Here is a 21,117-nt window from a genome sequence, read left to right on the forward strand (position 1 = left end):
TTTTGATAATGTATCAATTAAGTTATCTAAAATTTGACTAACCCAAGTGTTTTTTTCTCACTTGTGAGAAATCCGGGAATAGTGTCTGCCAATCTTGCAAAGTGTGAGGAACGAGTTTTAGCCCGTGGTATCTCCTCTAACCATGCAAAAACTCGACCTAGATTGATAGCGGCAGCCGTCAAAATATGCTGTAGATGAGTTTTAGCTAACCCAATATAACGGCAATCGCGCAATTCAAATCCTCGGATGCCCTGAGAGATAGTACCTTCAATGCCTGAACGCAGTTGATACTGTTTTTGGAACTGTTCAGTTTTTTGTCGCTCTCTGCCTTTTTGAAGGGCTTCGTAATCGGATTGCGCCTGTATAGTTAACCCGCGAGGGTTTGTTTTTGCATGAGTACATTGACTCCGAACTGGACAAGCCAAACAATCACGTTGCCGAAACTCAACGTAAATTACAGGTTTACCATAAACACTTTTATTCTTTTTCCAAAGGTAACTACGCTTACCTTGAGGACAATAGACCGCTTTCTGTTGCCAATCTATTTTAAAGTGAGATAAATCAAATCCCAGTCCGGCTTTTGCTTGCCATCCCACGTTCAGGGCTACTGGCCCCAACAGGTCAATGTTATAGTCTGCGTTTCCCCTAAATGTTCCAGTCTGCTTAAATCCCTGACTACAGCTAGTATATGGGTTGAGTCAGTGCGTTGTTTTCCTCTTGCTGACAGTAGTTTGAGTTCCTGAAATTTCGACAGCATCAAGTCTAGTATTTGCTGCTCGACACCACCTCTTATTAAGCGATCGCGGAATTCGCTTAGAATACTAAAGTCAAAACCTGGATCTGTTAACTCTAGGGACAAAGCATATTTCCAGTCAATCCGCCCTTGCACTGCAAGAGTTGCTTGTCTATCAGACAAATTTTCTCGCATATTGCATTACCAGTATCATTGCCAAACGCCAAGGTGCTTGTGCTGGCTGACCGCGTTGTGCATAAAGTGATGCGAAATCTTCATCCTCGTAAAAGACCCCAAGTTCATCACGCAGTCGCATATATAAATTACATGACAGGAAACGCGGCTTTGGCTACACGTACCGTTTCATTGGGAATAGGAGGAATTTCTTCAGGATGTAAGCACATATACTGCCTCCACAGGTATTTCTTCTAGTTTATTGATTATTGAGGCAGCTAACTTAATTTTTTTCTTTCCGTATATTACACGGAAAGGGTAATTCTACCTTCCCATGTAATACACGGTAAAATCGGCGTTTTTATGTTAAGTAATGTTTCGCCAACAGTATCACAGTATCCGTATCCCGGCTGTACCCCTATTAATGCTAAAGAAAGGAAAGTTGGCGGCACATTTTGTAGTATAAAAGTAATCTAGCAAAAAATTTTATTCTCTTATGACAAGCTTGTGCCAAATTTGACTTGATTACACTAAAAGGAGAGTGGGAATGAAAAAAGTAGCGGTGTTTGGCAATGCTGGAGGCGGTAAATCAACTCTAAGAGCCTGTCAAGAAACAACTTTTACATGTTGAAGTATAGATGTTATGCTCAAACTATGAAAAAAGCTAACAGGAACGAGTAGGTAAATACTAGGGCTTGCTATAGGGAAAACGCATCTTATTTACTAATCAAAACTAAAAGAGATTTCAAAATGACATAGATAATTCTAAAAATTAATTAAATGATAAATAAAATAAATGAAGTATTCTCAAAAAGCATGAATTATCTTATCTGAAGCTGAATAATTATTTATTGATACTAAAATAACTCAATATTCGAGTTTATAAAACTATGTTTATTTAGAGAAAAAATGAAATCCTTCCTAAATATTCAAATCTAATTTCTGATTTATGAGTTTATGCTAATGCTAAAACTCTTGCTAAATAATTGTTATCCAGCCCAGCGAGAAACTGTTTATTTTTTATTCCACGTTTGACACGCTTCTCTTTACCTAAAAGATTGACTGCAATATGTCTGAGAATTGCAAAATTCTGTGGAGCATTATCTTTCCTAATCCGACAGTCATCTTCCTTCAAGGCGACATCTAATATCCAATGTAATGAATTCTCAATTCCCCAATGACTGCGAATAGAATTACCAAACTGTTTAGCATTTGACTCAAGGCTACTGATAAAATAATGGGTTTCAACCGTTGTTTCACCATTTAATGAACGGACGGATTCTACCATCCCAACACTATTAAAGTTTGACCAAACTGAATCTGGGTTAAGCCGAGACTGAATTTGAGATAACATTACGTAATTGCGGATTTCATGACGACCATGCCCTGCTTCTTCTGTCTTATATGTGCTATGTTCAATCCCATCAAAACCTGTCGCTATCCCTAAAGAGAAGAGTTTTTCGACTTCATTATGAAGATTTCCTTGATTCTTCTTTAACGCAATTACATAATCGGCATTTTGCGATGTGATTAATTTTACGATTTCTTTCTGGCAGCCAATTGCATCAATTGTCACAATACATCCAGATAGTTCTAAGACCTTTAATAATTCTGGAATTGCTGTAATCTCATTTGATTTCTCATCTACTTTAACTTGTCCCAAAACTAATTTATTCGTAGTTGCCCAGGCGCTTACCATTATAATTGCGCTTTGGTCACTACTATTATCATAAGAACCACGTAAGGTTTTCCCATCAAGTGCAATAACTTCACCATTCGTCATCTTCTGTATTGACTTCATCCAATTAAGAAAACATTCTTGAAACTGTTGAGGATAAATTTTAAGCAAACACCCTCGCAAAAGTATCATGAGATGGAATGCCATTTGGTAGTTCTAAAAATGTTTCTAACCATTCATACTTTGCACAGCCATACGTCTCGATTGCCGTCCAACCATCCGCTCCACAAATCACAGCACATACGGCAATGGTCATGATATCGATTAAGTTATGTCGCTTCGTGCGATTTATTCGTGGGTCTTCTATTCCCAAAAAATGGTCAGCAATTGTGATTTTCGGCTTGAGCTTCATCTTAGGAGCTGGGAGAACGTAATCCTTCTTTCTGATAAATGTGAGAATACCACGTTCTTTAACAGGTAGCCGTCCTGACTTTTCACGCCATCTGTAAAAGTCAGGACGGCTCAGTTAGCGATCGCATAAATTGATCTGACCGTGATTCCTAGTCATTAATCTAAAACTATTGAGAATCAGACTGTGAGAAAACCTACGCTAGAAGAGTGGAGAACTGACCGTGAAAGTTCAGGCAGGCGTCGGCTGCCTCTAACTCCCCCCTCGTAATGATTATCATTTTTATAATGAGTGAGATTTATTTTCCTCAAAACCTTATGTAGTTTGAGTCTTAGTGTATTTCACCTTGATTCAGGCTCGTCAATATTTAGATGCGTTTGCCCTGCCATCTTCTGTAATTGAGCAAGCTCTTGATGAGCTAAAAATTAGATATTATCAGCGATTATTTGACCCAATAGTAACGCTTTGGGCATTTTTATCTCAAGTTTTAGATGCCGATAAAAGTTGTCATAATGCAGTAAGTAAAGTCATTGCTTATTTGGCTGGACTTGAAGTAGAAATTCCTTCAACAGATACAAGCGGTTATTGTCAAGCGGTACTCGCCATCATTTAAATAACTTTATTCCCGAATTGTTAGCTGCAATTTCAACAAAACGGCTTAAAATTTATCGCACTTTACTCAAAGTTATTGCTCACAAAGCTGTTCCTGACCGTCCTGCTAGATACGAACCACGAGTCCGTAAACGTCGCCCGAAAGCTTATCCCTTAATGACCAAACCCCGGCACGAATTACGAAAGCAGTTGCAAACTGCTTAATCCACAAGCATTTCGGCTTTTCTTAGTGCCATTCAGCTATAACCCTTGTTCTCCATAACTTAGAGCTTTTCTTAGTGCCATTCAGTACAGAGCAAATTAAATTTAACTATATACAGAATACAGATATGTGAATTTTTCGTGAGGTAATGATAAATTTTTATGTTAGTGTACTTAATATTTTACTTAATATTTATAGTATGAAAAGCTTGTACTGAGTAGACAGTATGACTCGCAACCCAGGTATAAAAATGGTACAACAAAGCCACTTTGAGCTATGGCCAATTTTAAAAAATCACATTCTGTCAATTTTTAATGCTTCGAACTTCAAGGAGCAACCCAGAGTTATTGTTGAATTGGGCTGCGGGAACGGTCTACTGCTACAACAGATCTACTTATGGATTCGAGATTATAGTCTTCGCGGTAATGTTCTGGATGAACACGATCTGACACTAGTTGGTATTGAGCAATGCCCAGATTTAATTCGGACTGCAACTCGTAACCTTGGAGATATCCCCGCTGATGTCATTTCAGTGCTTTTGAATCGCCCAGAGCAGATATTGCGTGAACTGGACGGTAGAATAACTGCTAACAAGCAAGATATCTTGTTCGTTCAGTCCGTTTACCATCTCAACGATGAAGAATCTGACTTAAGCGACATCAGGGATGTAACTGAATATAACAGGCAGATGTTGAGCGAGTGGAGCAACGTCGTGGGTCGTCACGGACTCCTGATTTGCCAATCTCACCCTGTTTTACTGCAATTGACTAAGGACATCAATTATTTAAGCAACGACTTCAAGAACTTGCCAAACGAGGCGGTTCCCAAAACCAGCGATATCGGTGCTGAATCTTTCCTGATACTGGCAGCTAACGTTGGGTTATTTTCAGCTAGCCAACTGACATATCCAATTGATACATCGGTCGTGCATTTTAAGAAAGCGGACTATCGCATTCGCCACACTCGCTTATCAGATTTGCCCGCACTAGTGCAACTGGAAAAGGAATGTTGGTCGATTGAGTTGCAAGCTACATCTACCAACTTGGTCGATCGCCTGAACAATTATCCTGAAGGACAGTTAGTGCTGGAGTTGCTCGATTCTGATAATAATTACAAAGTCGTCGGGGCTATCTACTCACAGCGGATTGAAAGTACCGATCAAATTCAAACCATAACCGCAAATCGAGTCTCCGAGTTGCATTCCCAGGACGGTTCTATTGTCCAGTTGCTGGCGGTAAATATTTTTCCCGAGGTTCAGGAGAGGAGACTTGGGGATCAGTTACTGGAGTTTATGCTTCAACTGTGCAGCGCGATCGATGGTATCGAGTCTGTCGTAGCGGTCACGTTGTGCAAGGAGTTCCATCGCCACGAGTTTTCCTTTGAAGAGTACATCAGGCAGCGCAATGTCCGTGGTAAGCTAATCGATCCAATTTTGAGGTTTCACGAACTACACGGTGCGAACATTGAGTGTATTGTGGAAAATTATCGACCATTGGATCGAAACAATCAGGGGCATGGGGTACTCGTCCGCTATCCAATTCATCAGCGCAGACGCGACGATCGGCGAATTAATGACGCAGCAAAGTGGGATGCTGGTCTGGATGCTGAACCACAAGCATGGGACACCGAATTGGCTACTGCATTTTTGGAAGCGACGGTTCAGTCCTGTCTGGGTGATGAAAAACGGAGTGGATACAAGTTCGATCGTCCCTTGATGGAGATGGGTCTTAATTCAGTCGATTTGCTGATTCTCAGCGAACAAATCAGCGATCGCTTCGGGCTGAATTTAGACCCAGCCTTCTTCTTCAGCTACACCACGCCCGAAAAGGTGTTGAGGTTTCTGATTGAGAAGCAGACACCCTCGGTAACGCAGAATCAAAATGTCGCGTCCCCATTCGTCGCCCCTACAGATACCTTGTTGACAACTACTCCCAAATCTGCAATATCGTGGCGAACCGAAGCAACCGACTCGGACGACGCTGTTGCCATTGTTGGGTTAGCCTGTCGGCTCCCCGGTGGCATTAACAATCCCGAATCGCTGTGGGATCTGCTCAAAAACGGTGGTTCAGTGATTGAGAAACTTCCAGAAGGACGTTGGCAATGGCCTAGGGACATCGACCCAGAAGGCAAGCACCAAGGTATCGATTGGGGTGGTTTTTTATCCCAAATCGATCTGTTTGACGCTGGCTTTTTCCGCATCAGTGCGATCGAAGCTCAGAGCATGGACCCGCAACAGCGAATTCTCATGGAATTAGCTTGGCAAACACTAGAAAACGCTGGCATCACTGCGAACAAAGTTGCTGGCAGCAGTACGGGAGTTTTTGTGGGTGCTAGTGGCTCTGATTACTGTCGGGTAATGGAGCAGGTAGGTATTCCGATAGAAGCCCACGTTGCAACGGGCACGTCGTTGGCGGCACTGGCAAATCGCATCTCTTACTTTTTTGACTTGCGAGGCCCAAGCATCGTCATTGATACGGCCTGTTCCAGTTCGCTGATGGCAGTGCATCAGGCAGTTCAATGTATCCGATCGGGTGAGTGCTTACAAGCACTTGTGGGCGGCATACATATCATGAGCCATCCAGCTAACAGTATTGCATATTACAAGGCTGGGATGTTGGCGCATGATGGCAAGTGCAAGACATTTGACGATCGCGCAGATGGGTATGTTCGCAGTGAAGGGGCTGTGATCTTTCTGCTCAAGCAATTGCGTCAGGCGGAAGCAGATGGCGATCTAATTTATGCGACGATCAAGGGGTCAGCCTCAAATCATGGTGGACAATCCGCCGGTCTCACCGTACCGAATCCGCAACAGCAGGCAGCACTCTTAACCAATGCCTGGAAAGCCTCTGGTGTAGCCCCTAACACGATTAGTTTTATCGAAGCCCACGGAACGGGCACAGCCTTAGGAGATCCCATTGAGATCCAGGGAATTCAACAAGCTTTTTCGGAATGGAGTGAGACTCCCCAAGTCCCAATCTCCTGCGGTCTGGGTTCACTCAAAACCAACCTGGGGCATTTGGAGGCGGCTGCGGGCATAGCAGGTCTGCTGAAAGTCGTGCTATGCCTCCAACATCAAGAACTGCCAGCAAATCAGCATTTCGGACACCTGAACCGTCATATCGATCTATCAGGTAGCTCGTTTTATATTGTGGATCGACATCAGAAGTGGGATCGCCCCAACGAATCTATTCCCAGACGGGCTGGTGTAAGTAGTTTCGGCTCTGGAGGTGCAAATGCTCACGTTGTGGTGGAAGAATATGACGTAGGGTGCAGCGTTGAACTAGGGACTGGGGATTGGGGACTAGGGATTGGGGACTGGGAAGATAAGTCTGTGGATTCAGACCCCAGCCAAATCTTGTTCGCGCAGCGTTCGCACGAGAAGAAATTTCTTGCCGAGTCCCCAGTAAAGAGTACCCAGTCCCCAAGCGGCCAGGATTCCCCAACAAGCTTGGCCGAAGTTGGGGAATCTTGGGCGCTACCTGCTGAAAAGGTGGATGACCGAACTTCTGAACCTTTTCTTTTCGTACTGTCGGCTCAGAATACTGCACAGCTAAGGGATTATGTCAAGCAATTTGAGCAGTGGCTCAGTTCGCTCTCTGACGAGCAATGCTCCTTGGCAGAACTGACTCGGTTTCTGCAAAGCCACAGGCAGGCATTCGAGGAACGGCTGGCTGTGGTAGCCGCAAGTCGCGTTGACCTGGTTAATAAGTTGCGTCAATTTCCAGATATAGGCGAATCGGGTTTTCAAGGTAACATCAAGCATCCTAGTCGTGAGGTTAAGACTTTAATTCGGGGGACTCTGGGAGAACAGGTGATTCAAGCAGCGATCGCAGGGCGAGATTGGGAGCAGTTGGCAGCTCTTTGGGTCGCCGGAGTTTCCCTGGACTGGTGTTTGCTGAATGGAAATCAATTGCTGACAGCATCCTCCAAACATTGGCGATTCTCCATGCCGACCTATCCTTTTGCGAAGAATCGGTTTTGGCTTCCAGGCACAACGTCACTACAAGAGTCGACTTTACCAGATGCCAATGCTTCCGTCAAGCCAGAACAGTCTGCTTCTGAGGCGGAACTGTTTACGTTAAAGCTGGTTTGGCAACCAGTAGACATTTCAAGCTGCGAAAAATCTGGCTCGAAGATGCCCGACGGTAAGACGGTGATTATTGGTGGCACCCCTGAGCAAAAGGAGGTTTTGCAAACGTATTTTACCCAATGCGAATTCATGGCGATCGCGACTGATGCAGATATCCACGATCTCGTTGAGCAACTCAAGCTGCTTGGGCGGATTGCTCATATTATCTGGGTCGGAGGCAGTAATTCGGCAAGACATAACTTTCCTGAGAATCTTCTGGTTAATCAAGCAAGCGAGATTTTACAGGTTTACCGTTTGCTCAAAGCGGGGGCTGTTATTTATGGAAACGAAGGGCTGCAATGGACTGCGATCGCACTACAAAGTCAAGCGGTTTTTTGTGGTGAAGATCCCGATCCCACCCAAGCGGGTATTCATGGATTTATCGGCAGTATAGCCAAAGAATTTCCCCAATGGAAATTTCGGCTGCTGGATATGCCTTCACCCGCAGATACATCATATAAATGGCCAGTGCCAGAAATGTTCGTCCCCTTTGATTCGGATGTGCGATCGCTGGCGTGGCGGGATGGCAAATGGTACAGACCAATCCTGGCAAAGTTATTTTTGTCAGAACCTGGTCGATCGGCCTATCGTGCCGGCGGTGTGTACGTAGTCATCGGTGGTGCCGGAGGTTTGGGCGAGGTATGGAGCCGATATCTGAGCGAAAAATATCGAGCGCAAATAGTTTGGATTGGTCGCAGCCCATTGAATGACACAATTCAGCAGAAACTAAAGGCGATCGCTAACTTGGGGCCAATGCCGAGATATATTTCGGCAGACGCAACAAGTCAGGAGGAACTTCAGCGCGCCTATGAACAGATTAAACATGAGTTCGGCTCGGTGCAGGGTGTCGTTCATGCGGCGGTGGGTCTTTTCGATCGCAGCTTCAACGACACAGACGAAGCTAGACTTTGCACAGTTTTGTCTGCCAAAGTAGACGTGAGCGTGCGGCTAGCTCAGGTCTTTCACACCGAAGATTTGGATTTTGTTTTATTCTTCTCCTCCATTGAGGCGCTGTCACAAAGCGGCGGACTGAGTGGTTATGCCGCAGGCTGCGCCTTTAAGGATGCCTTTTCCCAGTGCCTCGCCAACCGTTGGAACTGCCCAGTCAAGGTGATTCATTGGGGGCACTGGGCGATCGGCACCGGAGACAGAATCTCCCAGGCATCTAAGACTCGCCTCAAACAACGTGGCATCGGACTTCTAGAGTCTAAAGAGTCGATGCAGGCGTTAGAGTGCCTAGTGAGCAACAATCGCTTGAATCAGCTTGCTTTAATTAAGAGCGCAAGTGTCGAGGCAATCGATTGGTACGACGGGGGCGAATTTGTTGTTAGCTTCGAGGAAGTTGCGCCGTCAATCATACACGAGATTCGGCACATCGATGTCGCGCCAAACCAATCGATCACGCAACTACAGGCGGATAGCATCTTTCAATGCAGACAGATGCAGCCGCTTTTAATCCGCCTGCTGCGAACTAGCCTCAATGCACTTAACCTGGATTCGTCTGGTAGTGTACCTGACTTCTACGCCAAATGGCTGGCAGCTAGTAGGTCTATTCTTACTCAAAACGAAACGGGGGCTAGACTCGAATCCCCGAATATAGTTTGGCAAGCTTGGAAGGAGGCTAGGGATAACTGGCCAGAAGCCGACAGCAAACAGCGGGCGTTTTCCTTAGTTGAGACTTGCGTTCGGGCGTTGCCAGAAATTCTATCCGGGCAGAAGCGAGGGACAGACAGTCTGTTCCCGAATGGTTCCCTACAGATTGTCGAAGGTATTTATCGTGACAATTCTGTTGCGGATTATTTTAACGAAGTGTTGGCAAAATCGCTACGGTCGGCGATCGAGGCGCGGTTGAGGCACGATCCACGCACAAAGCTGCGGATATTAGAAATTGGCGCGGGAACAGGCGCAACAACAAAAGCCGTGCTGTCCAAATTAGCCGGACTTGAGGATAGCATTAGCGAATACCGCTACACCGATATCTCCAGAGCATTTCTTTTGCACGCCCAAGAGAAATTCATCCCTGACCATCCCTTTGTTGAAATCGGGATCTTTGACGTTGAACAGCCGTTGGCAGGACAGAAGATTGCAGCCGGTACTTATGACTTTGCGATCGCCACAAACGTGCTGCACGCGACTCGTAACATTCGGCAAACGCTGCGGAATGTCAAGGCTTGTCTGCGGACTAATGGTTTGATTTTGCTCAATGAGCTTTGCGACCAAACGCTGTTCGGTCATCTCACCTTCGGGCTATTGGAGGGATGGTGGCGACATGAAGACCCAGAGTTGCGAATTGACGGGACGCCGCTATTGTCAGTTGAATCTTGGGAGCGAGTCCTGCAAACAGAAGGGTTTCAATCTCCCTGGTTCCCGGCAGCGATCGCGCGATCGCTCGGACAACAGGCGATCGTTGCCGAGAGTGATGGACTGGTGCGGCAGAATCGCCCGTCAGTTGGTAATGCAACTCGTACTGTTGAAACTGGTTCTGGCATCAGCAGTATAGGTGCAATCAACGAATCCGATGATACTAGCCTCAGCCAAAAAGCCACCCGGTTTTTCCAGCAACTAGTAGCCAAAATACTCCGCATGAACCCAGAGCAGCTCGAAGCTGATGAGCCGTTCCAGAGTTATGGAATTGATTCCATCCTAGTTGTGCAGATCGCAGGGGCGCTACAAGAAAAATTTGGAGGAATTCATAGCACGTTACTTTTTGAAGTGCAGACTCTCGGCGAACTAGTCAACTACTTCGTTGAGTACCGCCGCTCGGACTTGATCGCGCAGCTGAGTAATAATCGGGAATCCGCCACTACACTAGATCAAAATGCCGCAAGTGAATTGCCGGATGCCGAACCTGCCGCCGCGATCGCTACTAATACTTCCCAAATAGCTGCTCGGTCGAGAAGCAATACCACAGATGCCATCGCCATCATTGGCATGAGCGGTCGCTATCCGATGGCTAAGGATCTGTCCACCTTTTGGGAGCGTCTGAAAGCCGGAACCGACTGTATTTCGGAAATTCCGCGCGATCGCTGGTCTTGGGAAGATCATTTTCATCCTCACGTCGAAGAGGCAGTCGAGCTTGGTAAGAGCTATTGCAAGTGGGGCAGCTTTCTGGATGATGCCAAGGAATTCGACGCCCAGTTCTTCGGTATTTCCCCGCATGAAGTGGTAAACATCGATCCGCAGGAGCGAATTTTTCTTCAGGCGGCATGGGAAGCATTGGAGGACGCTGGTCACACCAGGCAGATGCTAGAATCCCAATACCAACAGCAAGTCGGCGTATTTGTTGGCGTTACCAGAACCGGGTTCGATCTCTACGGGCCTGAACTCTGGAGACAAGGTAAGATTGGACACCCCCACACATCTTTTAGTTCCATCGCCAATCGCTTGTCGTATTTTCTGAATCTTCGCGGGCCCAGTATGCCCATTGATACCATGTGTTCTTCGTCGCTCACAGCAGTGCATGAAGCTTGCCAACACCTCCTGAATGGTTCAGTGCAACTCGCATTTGCTGGCGGTGTTAATCTCTATCTGCATCCATCCAGCTACAACATTCTGTGTGCTAGCAAAATGCTGTCTAAAGATGGTCGTTGCAAGAGTTTCGGCAACCACAGCAATGGTTTTGTTCCCGGCGAAGGTGTGGGGGTGGTATTACTAAAGCCCTTGTCTGTTGCGATCGCCGATCGGGACAACATCTACGCCGTAATTCGCGGCACTCATGTCAATCATGGAGGTAAAACCAACGGTTATACAGTGCCCAATCCCAAAGCACAGGCAGAACTAGTGTTTGAGGCGCTAGAAAAGTCTGGGGTCGATGCCAGAGAGGTGAGCTACATCGAAGCGCATGGAACAGGAACTGAACTTGGCGATCCCATTGAAGTTGCGGGTCTAACTAAGGCGTTTCAACGGCATACTCAAGACACAAGCTTTTGCGCCATCGGCTCTGTCAAATCCAACGTCGGTCATTTGGAGGCAGCGTCTGGAATCGCGGGTTTGACCAAAGCGATCTTGCAACTCAGGCACAAGCAACTCGTTCCCAGTCTGCACGCTGACGAACTTAATCCGAATATCGACTTTCCTCAGACACCGTTTTACGTGCAGCGTCATCTTCAGCATTGGCCGCAACCGCTCGTGGAAGTAGACGGAAAGACGAAAACTGTCCCTCGCATCGCTGGCGTGTCGTCCTTTGGGGCTGGCGGTGTCAACGCCCATGTTGTGGTCGAGGAATATGACGAGGAGCCAACCAGCGAGTCCGAAATCGGTGACGCACCAGTATTAATGCTGCTATCTGCGAGAAATAACGGGCGTTTAGCTGCTTATGCCGATAAACTGCATCAGTTTCTAGAAGCAGGGGCGGTGAATCTCCAGAACCTAGCTTATACCTTGCAAGTGGGGCGTGAGGCACTACAGTCACGGATTGCCATAATCGTATACTCACAATCCGATGCGATCGCCAAACTTGATGCTTTTATTAAAGGTAAATCCGATATTGATGACTGCTATGTAGGGCTAGCTGGTAAAGATAAAGCTACAGTTCTCAAGTGGAATTCTGACCCCGATTTGCTTAAACAAATAACAGCCTGGACTGAAGAGGGCTGTTACGCTCGTCTAGCTGAACTCTGGGTCAAAGGCGTAAATATTGATTGGTCGAGGCTTCGTCGCACATCGACCATTTACCCCCGGCGAATTTCGCTGCCAACCTATTCTTTTGAGAGAAAACGGTATTGGTTGGAACTAGAAGACAACCAGTCTAGCCAAATTACTCCGCCAGTAAATACACAGGCGGCAAGCGGTGAACAAAGTAGCAAAGCCATTGATTTGAACGACCAACAGCAGACAGTAGATTCACCTAAAACTAGGAAGTTAATTACTTTGGTGGACACTGACAAGGTTCAGCGCGACAGAGTTAATCGCCGGAATCGACAACCGATTCGCCTGAGAAATCCAGCCGAACTTATACCGCAGACCAAAGTAACGCCCTCTTTTCTCAGTCTTTCCCAGCAAGCTCAGGGAATAGTCGAAATCAGAATCGCTGCCGCCGATCGCCCCTTAGATGCTTCCAAGCTCAGTACTGAGCTAAGGGATAAGATGCTCGCCTTGAGCGATGAGGTGCGTGTCTTATTGCTGGTTGACGATCGCGGCCTGTTTTCCAGCAGCATAACTCACGACGATGTGCCAGTCATGCGGGCGTTGATTGGTTTTCTCCTGGAATTAGAATTACCTTTAATTGCGTTACTTAAAAGTGATATTCGCGGATTGGGTTGGAACTTAGCTAGCCTCTGTGATTTCCTCATCTTCCGTGAAACAGGTCAGTTTTGTCACCGAGGTTTGAGCGATCGCGATCGCTCGATAGTTGAGGAGCGATTTGGCAAATCATTCGCGTCTCGATTTTTTGCAGTGCCACATCTGTGTAGCGGACAGGCATTGGTAGAAATGGGTCTGGACTGCCTGGTTGCTGCCGACGATCGGCTCGACGATCTGGCCTGGGATTTCGCAGTTCAAATTTCTCAGTCACCGCAGCGATCGCTGATTGAATTGAAAAAACAGCTATCACGTAGCGTCCAAAACCTGGTGCGTCATACCTATTTACCATCTCCAGCCAATAGCAATATTGGGTTGAGCGGCGTGTCGGCAGTTCCATTCTTTACCCACCAGGATCTAAAACGAATGGTGGAGGAAAATGACCAATGGCTTGCCAGTCCGACCTTAGTGGCTACGTATTGCGATGTAGTCCACGTGCATGCATTTGGGAACGGTGTTGTGCAGGTTACACTTGCCGATACAGCCAATAAAAATATGTTCTCCAACGCCTTTAGCGAAGGATTAACTCAAGCGTTCGAGCATATTGAAAGTGTGCCCACTTATAAAGTTGTCGTACTTATTGGTTACAACCAATACTTCGCGTGTGGTGGAACAAAAAGCGGCTTGCAAGACATATATAACGGCAGGGCGCGATTTACCGACAACGATATTCACAGCCTGCCCCTGCGATGTCATCTACCTGCGATCGCCGCCATGCAGGGTCACGCGATCGGGGGCGGTTGGTCATTAGGGATGTTCTGCGATGTAAACATATTCAGCGAAGAAAGCATCTATCAAACTCCTTATATGCAATACGGCTTTACCCCTGGAGCGGGATCGACGCTGATTTTTCCTGCACGTTTGGGGCCAAACTTAAGTCGTGAAATTCTGTTCGGAGGACGAGAATACAAGGGAGCCGAGTTAAAAGAGCGAGGTATCTCAATGCCTGTGCTTCCTCGTAGCCAAGTTCTTGGTTATGCCCTGAAACTGGCTCATCATCTCGCCAAGTTTTCCCAAAACGAGCTTATTCAGCGAAAAAACCAGGCAACCGCAGGGCTAAGGGATTTGTTGGACAAGGTTCACACGCAAGAGTTGGCAATGCACGAGAAGACATTTGTGGGGCAATCCCAAGTGCTGAAAAACATTCACGAACGGTTCGATCAAGGCATTGAACTAGGGATTGGGGACTGGGAAGAGCAGTCTGTGGATTCACCCAACCAACTCGTTATCCAGACACTCAGAGAAACGATCGCGGCGGAATTGTTTTTAGAACCCGATGAAATTGACGAAGATGCAAAGTTTGTCGATCTGGGACTAGATTCCATATCTGCGGTCATGTGGATCAAACGCATCAACGCCAAGTTCGATCTATCTCTCCCCGCCACGAAGGTTTACAGCTATCCAACTCTGCGAGAATTCGCCAACTACGTGCAGCAGTCTAGCAACGTCCTTAATGGTTTCAAGGAGCAGACAACCACTCTCGAAGCAACGATCGTTGGCGATCGCGTTGAGAATTGTCCGCCTGCTCCGATGCCATTAAACAGAGAGTTACCCTCATCGCCATCGATTCTGAATATTCTGATTGAATCTCTGGCGGAAGAACTATTCATGGAAGCAACCGAGATCGACGAAGAGGCGAAGTTCGTTGACATGGGGATGGATTCCATTACTGCGGTTACGTGGATGAGGAAGATAAATCAGTTATTTGGATCTTCGTTGCCAGCAACGGATGTCTACAAATATCCTACACTCAGCGACTTTGCCCGCAACATTGAGCAAACCGTTGCCAGAATGCAGTCCCACAATGCGGTGGCACTTCCCCCCCCAACAGCGGCCGCTCACCAAAAAAGTGCTGAGTTAGAAATGAGAAAAAATACATCCTTGCTTCAATCCCCAAGTTTTAAGGATGGGGTACAACTGGACACTCAGCACGGACTAAACGCCCCGATATTACTCAGCACTACTGAAATACCAAAGCAGTCTCTGCCTACCCCTGCCGACAGAAATTCTTATAGCAGTGACGCGATCGCCGTTGTCGGCATGGCAGGTCGATTTCCGCAAGCGAAAAATTTAGCAGAGTTCTGGGAGAACATCGCCAACGGCAGAAATTGTGTCTCGGAAATAGCAAGCGATCGCTGGAACCTTGCTGATTTCTATGACCCGGACAGGAATGCGGCAAACAAGACATACTGCAAGTCGATGGGTGCGCTGGAGGATGTCGATCGCTTCGATCCCCTCTTTTTCCATATTTCCCCACGGGAAGCGGAATTCATGGACCCCCAGCAAAGGCTGTTTCTCCAAACTAGCTGGCAATGCATTGAAGATGCGGGATATAACCCCAAATCCTTTGCAGGCAGCAAGTGTGGCGTATTTGTCGGCTGCGAAACGGGAGACTATGGAAAGATTGTGCAGCGATATGAGTTGAACGCTCTCGGATTGCTAGGCTCTTCTGCGGCACTGCTCCCGGCAAGGATCTCTTATTTCCTCAACCTCCAGGGCCCTTGTATGGCGATCGACACAGCCTGCTCTGCATCCCTAGTTGCCATAGCTAACGCCTGCGACAGTCTGCTACTGGGTCACTCCGATGCAGCCTTGGCTGGAGGAGTCTACGTCCTCTCCGGGCCGGAAATGCACATTATGATGAGCAAGGCTGGTATCTTGTCACCCGATGGCAGATGTTTCACCTTCGATCGCCGTGCTAATGGCTTTGTACCGGGCGAAGGCGTGGGCGTCGTGTTACTCAAACGCCTTGCCGATGCCGAAAAAGACGGTGATGACATCTGCGGTGTGATTCGAGGCTGGGGGGTCAATCAGGACGGCAAGACCAATGGAATTACAGCACCTAACGGACAGTCACAGCAGCGATTGCAGAAAGAAGTCTACCAACGGTTTCAGATTCAGCCAGCAGACATTCAACTGGTTGAGGCACACGGTACAGGAACGCGACTCGGCGATCCGATTGAGGTAGAAGCGTTATGCGAAACCTTTCGTGAGTTCACCAATAAAGAAAAGTTTTGTGCGATCGGGTCGCTCAAAAGCAACATCGGTCATCTCGCCACCGCCGCAGGGGTGGCTGGGTTGATTAAAGTGTTGCTTGCCATCAGGAATAAAAAACTCCCGCCAACAATCAACTATGAATCGTTAAACGAACACATCAATCTTGATAGCTCCCCGTTTTACATCAATACGGAATGTACAGACTGGATTGTTGATGCAGAGCCTCGGCGTGCTGCCATCAACTGTTTTGGCTTTAGCGGCACGAACGCACACATGGTGATTGAGGAATATGTTAATCGGAGTGATGGACATCCAGCTATCACCGATGTTGCACCCGCTCAACCTTATCCGATCCTACTTTCCGCTAAGAACGAACAGCGCCTGTGGGAATATGCAGAACAACTGCTAAAACACCTGGAATCACAAACGCAACCTGGCGAACAGCCAGCCGCTTTGGGATATCGGCTATGTGACCTTGCGTACACATTACAAGTGGGGCGCGAACCGATGGATGCCCGTCTAGGATTTGTTGCTGACACCTTGACTGAAGTCGGGCAGAAACTGCGCCGCTTTGTTGATCGCAGTACATCTACTCCCCTGAAGAGTTTTGATGGTATCTATTGTGGCTTGGTTGGATCGGATTCCTCGGATTTTATAAAATTTGCTGCTGATGGTGACATTGTGACGATGACTAATTCTTGGTTGTCTCAACGAAAATACTCCAAGGTAATGGAACTATGGGTGCGAGGCGTATCTATTGACTGGACGCAGATTTATACCACTGGTGTAACAGCGCCAAAGCGGATTCGCCTACCAACCTATCCATTTGCCAGAGAGCGTTACTGGATTGGCAAAGAGATAGGAGCGATCGCGGATTTATCAGTCAAAAAATCAGAATTTGCCGATCGTATCGACTCAGCCAGTCAACTTGAGTGGACTCCCGAAGCACTTCCAGAGAACATTCCGTGGAGCGATCGCTTTGCTGATTATCAAGACCAAAAAATCCTCATCGTCTACGCCAGCGACGAGGACAAGGAAGGGATCTGTAGTCTTCTGAGACAAATTGAGGCTTCCGTTGGGCTGGAGCGATCGCTAAACTTGCAATGTCTTAGCTTCGACGCACTCGCCACTATTTCCATTGGGCAACCGTTGAATGTTGTTCTTGCCGTGGAATCTAAAGATGATGCCGCACGTAACTATTTTGAGATCCTTGGCGAATGGTTAAAATCCCAGCAAGAATTATTTAATACATATTATCTAACTGCCAATACTGAAGGTTTTGGAGATATAGAAAATGATCCGGTGACAGGCGCGATCGCAACATCGCTCTCTAACAATTGTCGAATCATTAGTGTGCAGCAGGATACATCCTGTGCAGAGAAGTATCAGCTTCTCCTGCGGGAATGGTTGAGCCGCAACCCATTAGATGAACAGCCGAGATTGGAATGGGTACGCTACGATGGGGTCGAACGATTCGTTTTGCGTCGCGCTAAATACCAGCCTGTCGAGTCTGGGGAGAAATCAAAGCGCCTCTATTCTATCCAGAAAAAGTGGAAACAAGGTGCTGTTCGACCGACAAAAACCTCGTCTTTTCAGGGCGAGATGCTGATTTTGGTAAACGAAGAAACCGCCGATCTGGGGCAACGTTTATTCAGTCAACAACGGGCTGCGATTGTCTACTGTGCAAATAATGACAGTGACCGAAATCGTCAGATATCAGCACAGATACTTGATTTTCGCGATTCCTCCTGCGGATTGGAAAGTGCAAAGACGATCCTTTCCCAACTTCAGCGGATTCGCATCGTTGTCGATCTCAGCGCTCTCTACCAAAGTTCTAAGGATTGCGATCGCGATGCACTGGGAAAAATTGCGTTTTATCAACAGCTGATAGCTGTCAGTTCCGATCTGGACATATTATATATCACAAAGGGGTTGCAGCATTTTTGCTCAGATACGATTAGTCTTGCCGGAGCGAAACTTGCCGGACTGATTAAGGTACTCAGTGCCGAACACGCTTATGTCGCATCTCGACATATCGATATTGATGCAGCGATGCTGCGTAATCCAGGGTTGCTCGAACAGGCACTCACTCAAGAGCTTACCGCTAATCTGGAAGAAACAGAAATTTGTTATCGCCAGCAAGAACGGTTCGTCCCCTACCTGGAAGCTGAAATTGCAGAACCAAGGGCGGATTTATCGATTCGTAGCGACGGAGTTTATGTTATCAGTGGCGGAACGGGAGGAATCGGGCTGGAAATAGCTGATTATCTCGTAGCCAAAGGCGCGAGGAAACTCGTCTTGATGGGACTGAACCCGCTACCACCCAAAACAAAATGGGGGGACGAAGGCGAACAATATTCTGAACACCTAAAGGTGAAACTTGGTAAGCTAGCCTCGCTAGATCGCCAGGTTGAGCATTTGAGCATATATACGGGATCGTTAACCGAACCTCAGCAGTTAGCGAACTTCTTTGCTGAAATTCGCGATCGCGTTGGTTCGATCGGTGGTGTAATTCACAGTGCTGGTATCACTTCTGACTTTAAAAAGCCCGCTTTCGTAACCAAAGATTTGGCTGGTATAGCTGCCGTCATCGAACCCAAAATAGCAGGACTCGAAGCACTTGCCACCATTTTTGCGAACGACGCGCTCGACTTCTTCGTGGCCTTCTCTTCATTGACGGGATTAATCCCTCGGTTCGCAAAGGGAAGTTGCGACTACGCCTTGGCAAATGCTTATGTTGACTGGTTCATGGCTTATCAAAACACTCAACTACATAAACGGGGTTATAAGTCAATCACCTGGGTGGACTGGCACGAAACTGGAATGGCGGCACGGGCACCATCATGTATCTTTAAAGCCATGCAGAACAATCTTGATAAAATTGGCTTGTTTACCCATTCCAACAAAGTCGGTAAGGACTTATTTGAACTTGCGCTTCAGCAGCAGGGAGCAGCCTGGGTTCTGAATACTGAGCTAGACCCAACAAAGTTTGGTGAGGCTGCTCCCACACTGCTTTTTGCACGCGATCGCTCTGCAAGCAATTCTCAGACCGAGGTTTCAAGCATCCAGTACCAGATCGAACAGTGGGAATCTCTGGTTCAGAAGCAAGGATTCATTGCCCCAGAATGCGTCACAAATATCATCAGTTTGTCAGAAATCAAAAGGCTCGATCCGCAACTGATTCAACGCATTTACCGTCTGTTGTTTCCGCAAACTACTGCCAAAGCTTTCGACAAAGACAGCCATGAAGCGATCGCCTTGAATGCAAATGACTCCCAACCAAACCAGCCAGACGCACCCGCCATCGACGTGATTCGAGAGGTTGCCACTCAGGTTCTGAAACTCAAGGAAATCGATGATAACAAGAAGTTTCAAGATTATGGGCTAGATTCCATTTCGGCAACCCAACTCGCAATTCGCCTGGAAAAACGTCTTCAAAAAGAAGTGCCACCCCAGTGGCTCCTTGACTTCCCGACAGTCAAGCTTTTGACCGACTGCTTGCAACGGCAGCCAGTGCCCTTGGCAATAGACGGTGAAGCGATCGCCAAGGCGATCGAGAAGGCAGTGAGGGAAGTATTGAAGATAAGTGGTATTGATTATAACCAGACTTTCCAGAACTACGGATTAGACTCCATTTCGGCAACCCAATTGGCAATTAAGCTTGAGAAGCAGTTGGAGCAAGAGATTATGCCCCAGTGGCTGATTGACTATCCAACGATTACATTGCTTGCTCGTCACTTAATTACCCAGATATAAGTTGTAAAAAGCATGACTACTTCCATCGAAGAATTGCTCGGTCTACAGCCCCCGATGACAAACCGTAAAAAGGAAAGTAACAACCAAATTTCGTTCAGCTTGCTGTTTTTCTCTGACGTGAGGAAAGATGTGACGGACAAGCAGAAATATGAATTCGTGCGCGACATCACGGTATTTGGCGATCGCGCAGGGTTTACGGCAATCTACATACCTGAGCGACACTTCTACGAATTTGGTTCTATTTTCGCCAATTCGGCGGTGATGGCATCCTATTTGATTCCGCAGACGACCCGCATCCGGTTTAGAACAGCCGGGATTTCCCTGCCTCTGCACCATCCGGCTGAAATCGTCGAGTGGTGGGCGATGAATGATATATTATCTGATGGACGAGTGGATCTCGGTTTTGGGTCGGGATGGAACAAGCCGGATTTTATTTATGCGCCCGAAAAATATGCTGAACGACGCAAGATTTGTAGTGAGTGGATTCCGATGGTGCAAAAGCTTTGGCGTGGCGAAACTGTCGCCTTTCCCGGCCCGAACGGTGAACTAATACCGATTGTGGTTTATCCACGTCCCCTGCAAAAGGAACTGAACGTCTGGCTGCTGGTCACAAAGAATGATGACGGTTTTTTTTACGCAGGTCGTCAAGGTTACAACGTTTTCACCATGCTCTACGGAAATAACTTTCAAGCCATGCGAGAAAAGATCGCATTATATCGTCAGGGACGGGAGGAAGGGGGTCACGATCCCAAGAAAGGCATAGTGACTCTAATGCTACATACCTTGGTTCACGAAAGCCGTGACTTGGTGCATAAAGTTGTTGAATTACCCTTTAAGGCTTATATCAAAAGTTCTCTAGACGCGCACGTACAAGCACTGGATGATAATAAAGGTGTCTCAGCGAAAGAGAAGGCCAAAATACTCGATTACGCATATCAACGGTATGTTAAAACAGCAGCTATTTTCGGCACCGTGGACGACGGCAGGAAAGTCATTGATGAAGCGATCGCGATCGGTGTTAACGATATAGCCTGCTTGGTTGATTTTGGCGTGGATTACTCTTTGGTAAAGGAGTCCCTCTCCTACCTGGAACAATTGACTTCGCACTATTTGCCATATACTAAATAAT

The 21,117-nt window shown here is 47.0% G+C and carries 4 protein-coding genes and 2 pseudogenes; 4 read left to right on the top strand and 2 right to left on the bottom strand.

Annotated elements, in window-relative coordinates:
- Window positions 1–26 precede the first annotated feature (26 nt).
- A pseudogene (locus CDG77_RS11245) lies at window positions 27–1,137 on the bottom strand (transposase).
- Window positions 1,138–1,862: 725 nt separating this feature from the next.
- A pseudogene (locus CDG77_RS11250) lies at window positions 1,863–2,997 on the bottom strand (ISAs1 family transposase).
- Between the two features lie 343 nt (window positions 2,998–3,340).
- Between CDG77_RS11250 and CDG77_RS11255 the strand changes: the two are divergent.
- From CDG77_RS11255 to CDG77_RS11270, 4 genes are all read left to right on the top strand, one after another.
- The gene (locus CDG77_RS11255) at window positions 3,341–3,607 is read left to right on the top strand and encodes a hypothetical protein (RefSeq protein ID WP_143857005.1); all 267 of its coding nucleotides are present in this window, start codon (window positions 3,341–3,343) and stop codon (window positions 3,605–3,607) included.
- Window positions 3,580–3,810 carry a hypothetical protein gene (locus CDG77_RS11260; RefSeq protein WP_219852097.1) on the top strand — a complete coding sequence of 77 codons (231 nt, stop codon included), beginning with the start codon at window positions 3,580–3,582 and terminating at the stop codon, window positions 3,808–3,810. The genes CDG77_RS11255 and CDG77_RS11260 overlap by 28 nt, the downstream gene beginning before the upstream one ends.
- Window positions 3,811–4,034: 224 nt before the next feature.
- The gene (locus CDG77_RS11265) at window positions 4,035–19,988 is read left to right on the top strand and encodes an SDR family NAD(P)-dependent oxidoreductase (RefSeq protein ID WP_094329466.1); all 15,954 of its coding nucleotides are present in this window, start codon (window positions 4,035–4,037) and stop codon (window positions 19,986–19,988) included.
- 12 nt (window positions 19,989–20,000) lie between these two features.
- Window positions 20,001–21,116, top strand: a complete 1,116-nt coding sequence (locus tag CDG77_RS11270) for a MupA/Atu3671 family FMN-dependent luciferase-like monooxygenase (RefSeq protein ID WP_094329467.1) — start codon at window positions 20,001–20,003, stop codon at window positions 21,114–21,116.
- Window position 21,117: the final 1 nt, after the last annotated feature.

Origin of the sequence: Nostoc sp. 'Peltigera membranacea cyanobiont' 213, assembly GCF_002245975.1 — a bacterium.
Classification (GTDB): Bacteria; Cyanobacteriota; Cyanobacteriia; order Cyanobacteriales; family Nostocaceae; genus Nostoc.

Bases quoted from the DNA above. Each gene is read 5' to 3' on its own strand.
- CDG77_RS11265 (WP_094329466.1), top strand. From the start codon at position 4,035: ATGACTCGCAACCCAGGTATAAAAATGGTACAACAAAGCCACTTTGAG.
- CDG77_RS11270 (WP_094329467.1), top strand. From the start codon at position 20,001: ATGACTACTTCCATCGAAGAATTGCTCGGTCTACAGCCCCCGATGACA.